The following is a 13,052-nucleotide window of genomic DNA, read 5'->3' on the forward strand; positions in this document are numbered from 1 at the left end:
TAGATGCGGCCATTTTCGTGAACATGCCTGAACGAGACCCTGCCATGAGTGAAGAGATTCTGATCAACATCACGCCGATGGAATCGCGCGTGGCGGTGGTCGAAAACGGTGTTCTGCAAGAGGTTCATGTCGAACGCACGCAAAAACGCGGAATCGTCGGCAACATCTATAAAGGCAAGGTCGTTCGGGTATTGCCCGGCATGCAGGCAGCGTTCGTCGACATCGGCCTGGACCGTGCCGCATTCATCCACGCTTCGGAAATTTCCCTGCGTGAAGGCCCTGCGGTTGAGAGCATCAGCACCCTGGTGCACGAAGGCCAGAGCCTGGTGGTGCAAGTCACCAAGGACCCGATCGGCTCCAAAGGCGCACGCCTGACCACGCAATTGTCGATTCCGTCGCGCTACCTGGTGTACATGCCGCGCACGGCTCACGTCGGCATTTCCCTGAAGATCGAAGACGAAGCCGAGCGCGAACGCCTCAAGCAAGTGGTCACCGATTGCGTGGCGAAAGAAGGCATCAAGGAGGCCGGTGGTTTCATTCTGCGCACCGCCGCCGAAGGGGCCGGGGCCGATGAAATCCTCATGGACATCCGCTACCTGCGCCGTCTGTGGGACCAGATCAACGCCCAGATCAAAACAATCGGCGCGCCGAGCGTGATCTACGAAGACCTCGGCCTGGCCCTGCGCACCTTGCGTGATCTGGTGAGTCCGAAGATCGAGAAGATCCGCATCGACTCCCGGGAAACCTTTCAGAAAACTACGCAATTCGTCGCCGAACTGATGCCGGAAATCGCCGATCGCCTTGAGCACTATCCGGGTGAGCGGCCGATTTTCGACCTGTACGGCGTCGAAGACGAAATCCAGAAAGCCCTGGAACGCAAGGTGCCGCTCAAGTCCGGCGGTTATCTGGTAGTGGACCCGGCGGAGGCCATGAGCACCATCGACGTCAACACCGGGGCGTTCGTCGGCCATCGCAATCTCGAAGAAACCATCTTCAAGACCAACCTCGAAGCCGCTACTGCCATCGCCCGCCAACTGCGCCTGCGCAACCTCGGCGGGATCATCATCATCGACTTCATCGACATGGAAGACGAAGAGCACCAGCGCCAAGTGTTGCGCACCCTTGAGAAACAACTGGAACGCGATCACGCCAAGACCAACATCATCGGCATCACCGAGTTGGGCCTGGTGCAGATGACCCGCAAGCGCACCCGGGAAAGTCTCGAACAGGTGTTGTGCGAACCGTGCAGCAGTTGCCAGGGCCGCGGCAAATTGAAGACGCCGGAAACGGTGTGCTACGAAATTTTCCGCGAAATCCTGCGCGAAGCCCGCGCCTATCAGGCCGAAGGCTATCGTGTATTGGCGAATCAGAAAGTGGTGGATCGCTTGCTCGATGAAGAGTCGGGCAACGTCGCCGAGCTGGAAGGGTTTATCGGTCGCACCATTCGCTTCCAGGTCGAAACCATGTATTCCCAGGAACAATACGACGTGGTGCTGCTCTGAATCTCCAGGTTTCACCGCGACTAGAACGGCTGGCCTCAGCTTTTTGCAGTATTTTTGCCATGGGAGCCAACTGACATGGACCGTCTGACACGCAGTTTGGCCGCACTGACCCGCTGGGGGCTGGGCCTGTGTGCGTTGGTTCTGGTGCTGATGGCGTTGTACGTCAGCCTCGGTCGGGAACTGACGCCGCTGGTGGCCGAATACCGCGCAGACATCGAGACCAAAGCCAGTGACGCCTTGGGCATGCCCCTGCAAATCGGCAAGCTGGAAGGCAACTGGAGCGGTTTCGCGCCGATCCTGCTGGCCCACGACGTCACGGTCGGCGCGGGCACCAATGCCCTGCGCCTGGACAACGTGCGGGTGGTGCCGGACCTCTGGGCCAGCCTGTTGGCCCGGCAAGTGCGCATCGCTCACCTGGAACTCAATGGCCTGAAGATCAGCCTCAAGGAAGGCGAGAATGGCCAATGGGCACTGGAAGGTTTACCGGTGCAGCAAGACCAGCCCATGGACCCGGAACAGTTGCTCAATCGCATGCAAATGGTCGAGCAACTGTCGGTGCTCGACAGCCAGATCACCTTGCAGCCCCTGGACCACGCGCCGCTGACGCTGACCTACGTCGGCCTGAATCTGAAAACCGGTGCTTCCCGTCAGCGCCTCGATGCGCGCCTGACCCTGCCCGACGGTCAACCCGTGGCCATGAGCCTGCGCACCCGCATTCGCGCCAGCGCCTGGAAGGACGGCGAGGCCGAGGCTTATGTGAGTCTGCCGCAAAGCGATTGGTCGAAATGGTTGCCGGGGCGTCTGACCCGACAATGGAATTTCTCCGAGATCAAGGCCGGCGGCGAACTGTGGCTGACTTGGGGGGAGGGCGCAGTGCAAAGCGCGGCGATCCGCCTCAACGCCCCGCAACTCAAGGGTGCCTACGCCGAGCGCAAGCCGATCCAGATCAACAATTTTGCTCTCAACGGCTACTTCCAGCGCAGTGACGAAGGCGCGCTGGTGACCCTCGATTCCTTGTCGATGAACCTGGGCGATACCCGTTGGGAAACTCATCTGCAACTCAAGCAAAGCGTCGCTACCGACAAGGCCGATGAAACCTGGCATCTGCAAGCCGATCGTCTGGACCTGACCCCGCTCACGCCGCTGCTCAATGCGCTGGGGCCGTTGCCGGAAGGCGTGGCCACGGCCGTCGACAAGCTCAAGGTGACCGGTGCTCTGCGCAATGTATTAATTGATTTTCGGCCCAACGCCACCGACGACAGCAAATTCAGCTTTGCCGCCAACCTCGAGCGGGTCGGTTTCGACGCTTATCACGGCGCCCCGGCGGCGCGGAATGTCAGCGGCAGCATCAGCGGCGACCTCGGTCACGGCGAGCTGCGCATGGACAGCAAGGATTTTTCCCTGCACCTGGACCCGATCTTCGCCAAGCCATGGCAATACATTCAGGCCAATGCCCGGCTGACCTGGAAGCTCGATAAGGAAGGCTTCACCCTGATCGCACCGTACCTGAAGGTGCTGGGCGAGGAGGGCAAGATTGCCGGCGACTTCCTGATCCGCCTGCATTTCGACCACACCCAGGAAGACTACATGGACCTGCGGGTCGGCCTGGTGGACGGCGACGGCAAATACACCGCCAAGTACCTGCCAACCGTGCTCAGCCCGGCGCTGGACGAATGGCTGCGCACGGCGATTCTCAAGGGCGCGGTCGACCAGGGGTTCTTCCAGTACCAGGGCTCGCTCAATCATGGCGCCGAAGACACCGCCCGCAGTATCAGCCTGTTCTTCAAGGTGCACGACGCCGAACTGGCGTTCCAGCCCGGCTGGCCGCACGTCAGCAAGGTCAGCGGCGACGTGTTCATCGAGGACAGCGGCGTGCGCATCCTGGCCAGCAAAGGCCAGTTGCTCGACACCCAGGTCAGCGACATCTACGTCAACATCCCCCACGCGCCGGCCGGGCAAAACGTCCATCTGTACCTCGACGGCGGATTCTCCGGCGGCTTGGGCGATGGCCTGAAGATCCTGCAGCAAGCGCCGATCGGCACCGCTGACACCTTCGCCGGTTGGGAGGGTGACGGCGATCTGCAAGGCAAGTTGAAACTCGATATTCCGTTGGCCAAAGGCGAGCAGCCAAAAATCCTGGTCGATTTCAAAACCGCCAAGGCGCGGTTGAAACTGGCCGAGCCGACCCTGGAGCTGACTCAGCTCAAGGGCGATTTCCGCTTCGACAGCAACAAGGGCTTGAGCGGGCAGAACATCAGCGCCCGGGCCTTCGACAAACCGGTGACCGCGCAGATTTTTGCCGATGGCAGCCCCGGCAAGCTCAATACCCGGGTCGCTGCGTCCGGCCAGGTCGAGGTCAAGAAACTTACCGACTGGCTCAACGTGACCCAGCCATTGCCCGTGTCCGGCACTGTGCCTTATCAACTGCAACTGAACCTCAATGGCGCTGACAGCCAGTTGATCGTCAGTTCCAATCTGCAAGGCGTCGCCGTCGATTTGCCGGCGCCGTTCGGTATGGCCGCCGATGTGGGGCGTGACACGGTGTTCCGCATGTCCCTGCAAGGACCGGAGCGGCGTTATTGGGTGACCTATGGCGACTTGGCGAACTTCACTTTTGCCTCGCCACCGGGCAACTTTGCCGACGGTCGCGGTGAGTTGTTCCTCGGTGCCGGCAATGCCGTGCTGCCTGACGCCAAAGGCCTGCGGGTCAGCGGCGTGCTGTCGGAACTGGATGTCGCGCCGTGGAAGGCGCTGGTGGACAAGTATGCCGGCCAGGATCCGGGCGGCAGCGCCAAGCAATTGCTCAGCGGCGCGGACTTCAAGGTCGGCAAGCTCACTGGCATAGGCCCGACCCTGGATCAGGTGTCGGTGCAGTTGAACCGCAAATCATCGGCCTGGGCCTTGCAACTCGACAGTCAGCAGGCCAAGGGCAGCGCCACTATTCCCGATGCGAAAGCCGCGCCGATTGCGATCAATCTGCAATACGTGCGGTTGCCGGCGCCGGATCCGACCGTGCTGGCCGACGAAAACTCGCCGGACCCGCTGGCCTCCGTGGACCCGAGCAAGATCCCGGCACTGGATATCACCATCAATCAGCTGTTCCAGGGCAATGACCTGGTGGGTGCCTGGTCGCTGAAAGTGCGCCCGACCGCCAAGGGCATCGCCCTCAATACCCTGGACATGGGCCTCAAAGGCATCCTGTTGCAGGGCAATGGCGGCTGGGAAGGCACGCCGGGCGCGACCAACAGTTGGTACAAGGGCCGGATCAGCGGCAAGAACCTGGCCGATGTGCTCAAGGGCTGGGGCTTTGCGCCGAGCGTGACCAGTGAAGAGTTTCATATGGATGTCGACGGTCGCTGGCCCGGTTCGCCGGCGTGGCTGGCCACCAAGCGTTTCTCCGGTAGCCTCGATGCCTCGCTCAATAAAGGTCAGTTTGTCGAAGTCGAGGGCAGCGCCCAGGCGTTACGGGTGTTTGGCCTGCTCAACTTCAACTCCATCGGCCGCCGTCTGCGGTTGGACTTCTCCGACCTGTTTGGCAAAGGCCTGAGTTACGACCGGGTCAAAGGCCTGCTGGTGGCGAGCAACGGCGTTTATGTGACCCGCGAGCCGATCCTGTTGACCGGGCCGTCGAGCAACCTTGAGCTCAATGGCACCCTGGACCTGGTCGGCGATCAGGTCGATGCCAAGTTGCTGGTGACCTTGCCACTGACCAACAACCTGCCGATTGCCGCGCTGATTGTCGGCGCGCCGGCCATTGGTGGCGCGCTGTTCCTGATCGACAAGCTGATTGGCGACCGCGTGGCGCGTTTTGCCAGCGTGAAATACACCGTCAAAGGGCCATGGAAAGAACCGAAGATCACCCTGGACAAGCCGTTTTGAAAAAACACGCTCTGGGTTGATGGAGTAGCATGGCGCTATTCCCTGTAGGAGCGAGGCTTGCCCGCGAAGGCGTCTGTTCTGACACACCGCGGTGCATCCCTTCGCGGGCAAGCCTCGCTCCTACGGGTCATGTGTTGTTTTGAATAAGGAATGGCCATGTCTGTAGCGGTGATTCAAATGGTCAGCCAGAGCGATGTGCTGGCTAATCTGGCCCAGGCCCGGCGCCTGCTCGAACAAGCGGCAAACGCAGGCGCGCGCCTGGCGGTGCTGCCGGAAAACTTCGCTGCCATGGGCCGTCGCGATATCGACGATATCGGTCGCGCCGAGGCGTTGGGCGAAGGTCCGATCCTGCCATGGTTGAAACAGACCGCCCGCGCCCTCAAGTTATGGATAGTCGCCGGCACGTTGCCGTTGCCGCCGGTGGATCAGCCGATGGCCAAAGTGCATGCCTGCTCGCTGCTGGTGGATGACCAGGGCGAAACCGTTGCTCGATATGACAAGTTGCACCTGTTCGACGTCGATGTGGCGGACAATCGCGGGCGTTACCGTGAATCCGATGACTATGCTTATGGCAGTGGCGTCGTGGTCGCGGACACCCCCGTTGGTCGGGTTGGCCTGACCGTGTGTTATGACCTGCGCTTCCCGGAGCTGTACAGCGAATTGCGCGCCGCCGGGGCAGAACTGATCACCGCACCTTCGGCCTTCACCGCCGTGACCGGCGCGGCCCACTGGGATGTGCTGATTCGCGCACGGGCCATCGAGACCCAGTGTTATGTACTCGCGGCCGCCCAGGGTGGCACCCATCCGGGGCCGCGAGAGACTTATGGACATGCCGCCATCGTCGACCCGTGGGGTCGCGTGCTGGCGCAACAGGATCAAGGCGAGGCCGTGCTGCTGGCCGAACGCGACAGCAGCGAACAGGCGTCCATCCGGGCGCGGATGCCGGTGTCCAGTCACCGGCGCTTTTTCTCGCAGGGCGCCCAGCGACCTGCCTCAGAACGATGAATTTAAGGCGTAAAGCATATGAGCGAGTTGTTGTCCTCAGTCAGTGACCACCTGTTAGCGCCCGGCGGCGTGACGATCGAGAGCCTGCAAAGTGTGCTCGGCGATCTGGCCGGCCCGGGCATCGATGCGGCCGACCTGTATTTCCAGGGCCAGATTTCCGAGTCCTGGGCGCTGGAAGACGGGATCGTCAAGGAAGGCAGCTTCAACCTCGACCAAGGCGTCGGCGTGCGTGCGCAATCCGGTGAGAAAACCGGTTTTGCCTACAGCAATGCCATCACCCTCGAAGCGTTGGGCGCGGCGGCCCGTGCTGCCCGTTCGATCTCCCGTGCCGGGCAGAACGGCACGGTGCAGGCGTTCACCACCCAGGATGTCGCCCAGTTGTACGGGCCGGACAACCCATTGGAAGTGCTGACCCGCGCCGAGAAAGTCGACCTGCTCAAGCGCATTGACGTCGCGACTCGCGCCCTCGACCCGCGTATCCAGCAAGTCACCGTGAGCATGGCCGGGGTCTGGGAACGCATTCTGGTGGCGTCCACCGATGGCAGCCTGGCGGCGGATGTTCGGCCACTGGTGCGCTTCAACGTCAGCGTGATCGTCGAGCAGAACGGTCGCCGCGAGCGCGGTGGTCATGGTGGCGGCGGTCGCACTGATTACCGTTATTTCCTCAGCGATGATCGCGCTATGGGTTATGCCCGTGAAGCGCTGCGTCAGGCGTTGGTGAATCTGGAAGCCATCCCTGCGCCGGCCGGTACTTTGCCAGTGGTGCTGGGTTCGGGCTGGTCCGGCGTGCTGCTGCACGAAGCGGTCGGTCATGGTCTGGAAGGTGACTTCAACCGCAAGGGCAGCTCCGCCTACAGCGGGCGTATGGGCGAGATGGTCGCGTCCAAGCTCTGCACCATCGTCGATGACGGCACGTTGGCCGGGCGTCGAGGTTCGCTGAGTGTCGATGACGAAGGCACCCCGACCGAGTGCACCACGCTGATCGAAAACGGCGTGCTCAAGGGCTACATGCAGGACAAGCTCAACGCCCGCTTGATGGGTGTGGCCCGCACCGGTAATGGTCGTCGCGAATCCTACGCGCACCTGCCGATGCCACGGATGACCAACACCTACATGCTGGCCGGCGAAAGCGACCCGGAAGAAATCATTAAGTCGGTCAAGCGCGGCATCTACTGCGCCAACCTCGGCGGCGGTCAGGTGGACATCACCAGCGGCAAATTCGTGTTCTCCACCAGCGAGGCGTACCTGATCGAAGACGGCAAGATCACCGCCCCGGTCAAAGGCGCGACGTTGATTGGTAACGGGCCGGAAGCCATGAGCAAGGTGTCGATGGTCGGTAACGACCTGGCGCTGGACAGTGGCGTGGGGACGTGCGGGAAGGATGGGCAGTCGGTGCCGGTGGGTGTCGGCCAGCCAACGCTGAAAATCGATGCGATCACTGTGGGTGGCACAGGATCATAAAGAAATGTAGGAGCTGCCGCAGGCTGCGATCTTTTGACTTTGATCTTTGCAACATCAAAAGCAAGATCAAAAGATCGCAGCCTGCGGCAGCTCCTACAAGGGACGCGATAACTTAACGCAGACCGCGTTGAGTCTCGTCCAGCTCACGGATGTACTTGAAGATTTTACGGCTCGATGCCGGTGGCTTGTTGGTCGCCAGTTCGTGCTGGGCCTGACGGATCAGGGAACGCAACTGTTGACGATCAGCCTCCGGGTAGTCGATGACGAATTTTTCCAGGACCGCGTCGTCGCCTGCGATCAAGCGATCGCGCCAGCGTTCCAGGCCGTGGAAACGTTCGTTGTACTGCCGGGTGGAGGCATCGAGTTGATCGAGCAAGGTCAGAATGGCGTCAGTGTCCTGGTCGCGCATCAGTTTGCCGATGAACATAAGGTGCCGTTTACGCGCGATATTCGCGGTGTGCTTGGGCGCATCGGCCAGGGCCCGGCGCATGGCGTCGGTCAACGGCAGTTTTGCCAGCAAGTCAGGCTTGAGCGTTGTAAGGCGTTCGCCGAGGTCAACCAGAGCATGCAGCTCGCGTTTAACCTGGGATTTGCTTTTTTCTCCCGTATCGAGGGAGTCGTCGTAAGAATCAACCATGGTGGCCGTCCGCAAAGAAACGCCGCCATGATAACCAGTCGGGGGCCGCTTGTCCGGCCCGGTCGCTCGAAGGCCCCAGCCGAAAGCAGAATTTGAGTGGAGAACAGCATGAGTGCAGTTGAAAGCGTCGGCCCACAAGCGTTGCCGGCACTGCAAGAGCAAGTCGAGCAGATCATTGCTGAAGCCAAGCGCCAGGGCGCCAGTGCCTGTGAAGTCGCGGTGTCGCTGGAGCAGGGCCTGTCCACGTCGGTGCGTCAGCGAGAAGTCGAAACTGTCGAATTCAATCGCGATCAGGGCTTTGGCATCACGTTGTACGTCGGCCAGCGCAAAGGTTCGGCCAGCACGTCGGCCAGTGGCCCGGAAGCGATTCGCGAAACCGTCGCCGCCGCGCTTGCCATTGCCAAGCACACCTCTGAAGACGAAGCCTCGGGCCTGGCGGATGCCGCGCTGATGGCCAAGGACCTGCAGGATTTCGACCTGTTCCACGAGTGGGACATCACTCCCGAGCAAGCCATCGAAATGGCCTTGAGCTGTGAAGCGGCGGCGTTTGCCACCGACAGCCGGATCAAGAACGCCGACGGCACCACCCTCAGCACCCATCAGGGCTGCCGCGTCTACGGCAACAGCCACGGCTTTATCGGCGGCTACGCGTCGACTCGCCACAGCCTGAGCTGCGTGATGATCGCCGAGGCCGAAGGCCAGATGCAGCGCGATTACTGGTACGACGTGAACCGTCAGGGCAGCTTGCTGGCCGACCCGGTGAGCATTGGCCAGCGTGCCGCGCAACGGGCGGCGAGCCGTCTGGGCGCGCGTCCGGTGCCAACCTGCGAAGTGCCGGTGCTGTTTTCGGCGGAACTGGCCGGTGGCTTGTTCGGCAGCTTCCTGTCGGCGGTGTCCGGCGGCAGCCTGTATCGCAAATCGTCGTTCCTCGAAGGCACCCTGGGGCAGAAACTGTTCCCGGAATGGCTGACCCTCGATGAGCGTCCACATTTGATGCGCGCCATGGGCAGTTCGGCGTTCGATGGCGATGGTTTGGCGACCTATGCCAAACCGTTCGTCGAAAATGGCGTCCTGGTGTCGTACATCCTCGGCACCTATTCCGGTCGCAAACTGGGCATGCCGAGCACCGCCAACGCTGGCGGCGTGCACAACCTGTTCGTCACCCATGGCGACGAAGACCAGGCTGCGCTGTTGCGTCGTATGGGCCGTGGCTTGCTGGTCACCGAACTGATGGGGCAGGGCCTGAATATGGTCACCGGCGATTACTCCCGTGGCGCGGCGGGTTTCTGGGTCGAGAACGGCGAAATCCAGTTCGCGGTCCAGGAAGTGACCATCGCCGGCAACATGCGCGACATGTTCAAGCAGATTGTCGCGGTGGGGAATGACCTGGAACTGCGCAGCAACATTCGCACTGGCTCGGTGCTGATTGAGCGGATGACGGTGGCGGGTAGCTAATCCCGGTTTTCCGTTACATAAAAAGGCGCGTCATCCCATCGGATGGCGCGCCTTTTTTATGCGCCTCACACAAGTCCCCCTGTGGGAGCGGGCTTGCTCGCGAAGGCGGTATGTCAGTCACCTCATTTCTAGCTGACACACCGCATTCGCGAGCAAGCCCGCTCCCACAATGAACCTCATCTATTTTTCCGGGGTTGTTTTGGTTCTCATTATCATCTAATAATAAATCTCATTACCGAATGAGCCCGGATTATGAGTTCTGCCTTGCACGAGCAGCCGTACCTCGAAAGCTGGCGCTGGATGAGTCGCCAGATCCGATGCGCGATGGATCCCGACGAACCGCGCCTGATTGAACATTACTTGGCCGAAGGCCGGTATCTGGCCTGTTGCACGGCCACCTCGCCCTGGACCATCGCTGAAACCTCCTTCCGTTTATTGCTCGACACCGCCGCCGATGTCGCGCTGCCGTGGCACTGGCGCAGCTACTGCCTCGACCAAGCCTGGCGCCCGTTGCGTGAGCTGGAACGTCTCTCCCTGTGCAAATGCCGGCTCAAACGCTGGCAGCGCTACACCTGGCAACTGGCGACCTGCGAGTTGCAGCCCTCGATTCCCCTCATAGAACTGGTGCAAGGATTTAGTGATGACCAAGACTCGTATTGAGCGCGACAGCATGGGCGAGCTTCAGCTCCCGGAAGCCGCCCTCTACGGCGCACAAACCCAACGTGCGGTGGATAACTTCCCCATCAGCGGCAAACCGATGCCGGTGCAGTTCATTCGTGCGTTGATCCTGGCCAAGGCTGCCGCCGCCCGGGCCAACGTGGAGCTCAAGCAGATCAGCGAATCCCAGGGCAAAGCCATTGTCGATGCGGCTCAGGGCTTGCTCGAAGGCGATTTCATGCAGCACTTCCCGGTGGACATCTTCCAGACCGGTTCCGGCACCAGCTCCAACATGAACGCCAACGAAGTGATCGCCACCCTGGCCAGCCGACTGCTGGGCGAGCCGGTGAACCCCAACGATCACGTCAACTGCGGCCAGAGCAGCAACGACATCATCCCGACCACCATCCACGTCAGTGCCGCGCTGGCGTTGCACGAGCAATTACTGCCGGCGCTGCTGCATCTGGTGCAGGTGATCGAGCACAAGGCCGAGCAGGTCCATCACCACGTCAAAACCGGGCGCACGCACTTGATGGACGCCATGCCCGTACGCATGAGCCAAGTACTTAACGGCTGGGCGCAACAGCTCAAAGCCAACATCGGCCACCTGCAAGACTTGCTGCCGAGCCTGCAATCCCTGGCCCAGGGCGGCACGGCGGTCGGCACCGGGATCAATGCTCATCCGCAATTCGCGGCGCTGTTCAGCCAGCAATTGAGCAAACTGACCCAAGTGCAATTCCAGCCGGGCAAGGACCTGTTCGCGTTGATCGGTTCCCAGGACACGGCGGTCGCGGTCTCTGGTCAGCTCAAGGCCACCGCCGTTTCGCTGATGAAAATCGCCAACGACCTGCGCTGGATGAACTCCGGTCCGCTCGCAGGCCTGGGCGAAATCGAACTCGAAGCCTTGCAACCGGGCTCCTCGATCATGCCGGGCAAGGTCAACCCGGTGATCCCGGAAGCCACGGCGATGGTCGCCGCCCAAGTGATCGGCAACGACACGGTAATCACTATCGCCGGCCAGTCGGGCAATTTCGAATTGAACGTGATGCTGCCGATCATCGCCCAGAACCTGCTAAGCAGTATCGAGTTGCTGGCCAATTCCAGCCGACTGCTGGGTGACAAGGCCATCGCCAGCTTCAAGGTCAACGAGGCCCGGCTCAAGGAAGCGCTGTCGCGCAATCCGATCCTGGTCACCGCACTCAACCCGATCATCGGTTACCAAAAAGCCGCTGAAATCGCCAAGAAGGCGTATCAGCAGGGCCGTCCGGTGATTGATGTCGCCCTGGAACACACCGACCTGACGCGCAGCCAACTGGAAGAACTACTCAATCCAGAAAAGCTCACCGCCGGCGGCGTGTAATCACTGCTACCGCTTTGGAGGCTCACCATGGAGCACTGGAAACGCACGATCGAAAGGGCCAATCGCCATTTCATGCTGGGCGAGTTCGTCGATGCCCGCGAGGCTTACTTGCAGGCACTGGCATTGGCCCAGGTGTTGTTCGAGCGCTGGGCGGATGCCGACGAAGCGGTGGCCGCTTGCGTGATTTCCCACCACAACCTGGCGGATTTGCATTTGCGTCTGAACCAGCCGGAGGAGAGCGCCGAGTACCTGTGCGCGATCCATCAACGGTTGTTGCAGACCATGCAGGACCCGCGACTGGCCCCGGCCCTGCGCGAAGCCGCGTTGCGCCAGAGCAGCAAAACCTACGTCGAACTGCTGAATTTCATCAGTGAACACGGTGAATACCCGCGCACCCATCGGCTGTTGCACATGGATGCTGCGTCGCCCCGACATCAGCCTGTCCCTCTTCAACATGGAGTCCACTGAAATGGCTTTTACCTTGCCTGCCTTGCCGTACGCCTACGATGCCCTGGAACCGCATATCGATGCGCAGACCATGGAAATCCACTACACCAAACACCACCAGACCTACATCAACAACCTCAACGCGGCCGTCGAAGGGACCGAGTTTGCCGATTGGTCGGTGGAAAAACTGGTGGCCAGCGTTCAGCAACTGCCAGAAAAACTGCGCGCAGCGGTGATCAATCAGGGCGGCGGCCACGCCAACCACTCGTTGTTCTGGGAAGTCATGGCGCCCAACGCCGGCGGTAAACCTGATGGCGCGTTGGCCACGGCCATCGATGAGCAGTTGGGCGGTCTCGACAGTTTCAAGGATGCCTTCACCAAAGCCGCACTGACCCGTTTCGGCAGTGGCTGGGCTTGGCTGAGCGTCACGCCGCACAAGACCCTGATCGTGGAAAGCAGTGGCAATCAGGACAGCCCGTTGATGAACGGCAACACACCGATCCTCGGCCTCGACGTCTGGGAGCACGCCTATTACCTGCGTTATCAGAACCGCCGTCCGGAATACATCAACGCGTTTTACAACGTGATCAATTGGCCCGAAGTCGCGGCGCGCTATCAGGCTGCGCTGGTTTAAGTCCTCTATAAAAAC

Annotated in this window: 10 protein-coding genes; 9 read left to right on the plus strand and 1 reads right to left on the minus strand. The window is 61.1% G+C overall.

The features are described from left to right. Window positions 1-44: 44 nt before the first annotated feature. The 4 genes from rng (at window position 45) to tldD (ending at window position 7,847) form a co-directional block, all read left to right on the plus strand. Window positions 45-1,502, plus strand: a complete 1,458-nt coding sequence (gene rng / locus BK665_RS10670; protein ID WP_123405265.1) for a ribonuclease G — start codon at window positions 45-47, stop codon at window positions 1,500-1,502. A gap of 75 nt (window positions 1,503-1,577) precedes the next feature. Continuing rightward, window positions 1,578-5,381 (plus strand): YhdP family protein, encoded by a 3,804-nt coding sequence (locus tag BK665_RS10675; RefSeq protein WP_123405267.1) that lies wholly within the window; start codon window positions 1,578-1,580, stop codon window positions 5,379-5,381. Window positions 5,382-5,537: 156 nt separating this feature from the next. Continuing rightward, window positions 5,538-6,386 (plus strand): carbon-nitrogen hydrolase family protein, encoded by an 849-nt coding sequence (locus BK665_RS10680; RefSeq protein ID WP_123405269.1) that lies wholly within the window; start codon window positions 5,538-5,540, stop codon window positions 6,384-6,386. Window positions 6,387-6,404: 18 nt separating this feature from the next. Continuing rightward, window positions 6,405-7,847 carry a metalloprotease TldD gene (gene tldD, locus BK665_RS10685; protein ID WP_123405271.1) on the plus strand — a complete coding sequence of 481 codons (1,443 nt, stop codon included), beginning with the start codon at window positions 6,405-6,407 and terminating at the stop codon, window positions 7,845-7,847. A 112-nt stretch (window positions 7,848-7,959) separates the two neighbouring features. Here the strand turns inward: tldD and yjgA are convergent, their stop codons facing one another. Continuing rightward, entirely contained in the window at window positions 7,960-8,484 is a 525-nt protein-coding gene (yjgA, locus tag BK665_RS10690; RefSeq protein WP_123405273.1) for a ribosome biogenesis factor YjgA, read from the minus strand. 108 nt (window positions 8,485-8,592) lie between these two features. Here yjgA and pmbA point away from each other — a divergent pair, with 108 nt between their 5' ends. The 5 genes from pmbA to BK665_RS10715 all read left to right on the plus strand — a co-directional run bounded on the left by pmbA (window position 8,593) and on the right by BK665_RS10715 (window position 13,037). After that, window positions 8,593-9,939 (plus strand): metalloprotease PmbA, encoded by a 1,347-nt coding sequence (gene pmbA, locus BK665_RS10695; RefSeq protein ID WP_123405275.1) that lies wholly within the window; start codon window positions 8,593-8,595, stop codon window positions 9,937-9,939. Window positions 9,940-10,191: 252 nt separating this feature from the next. After that, window positions 10,192-10,599 (plus strand): FagA protein, encoded by a 408-nt coding sequence (locus BK665_RS10700; protein WP_123405277.1) that lies wholly within the window; start codon window positions 10,192-10,194, stop codon window positions 10,597-10,599. After that, complete coding sequence (locus BK665_RS10705; RefSeq protein WP_123405279.1) at window positions 10,580-11,956, plus strand: class II fumarate hydratase; 1,377 nt, start codon at window positions 10,580-10,582, stop codon at window positions 11,954-11,956. Before BK665_RS10700 ends, BK665_RS10705 begins: the two co-directional genes overlap by 20 nt. Window positions 11,957-11,983: 27 nt before the next feature. Beyond that, window positions 11,984-12,424, plus strand: coding sequence for a DUF2753 family protein (locus tag BK665_RS10710; RefSeq protein WP_123405281.1), 441 nt, complete (start codon window positions 11,984-11,986; stop codon window positions 12,422-12,424). A 1-nt stretch (window position 12,425) separates the two neighbouring features. After that, complete coding sequence (locus tag BK665_RS10715) at window positions 12,426-13,037, plus strand: superoxide dismutase (protein WP_123405283.1); 612 nt, start codon at window positions 12,426-12,428, stop codon at window positions 13,035-13,037. Window positions 13,038-13,052 lie beyond the last annotated feature (15 nt).

The sequence above is a fragment of the Pseudomonas frederiksbergensis genome (genome assembly GCF_003732665.1).
GTDB classification, from domain to species: Bacteria; Pseudomonadota; Gammaproteobacteria; order Pseudomonadales; family Pseudomonadaceae; genus Aquipseudomonas; species Aquipseudomonas frederiksbergensis_G.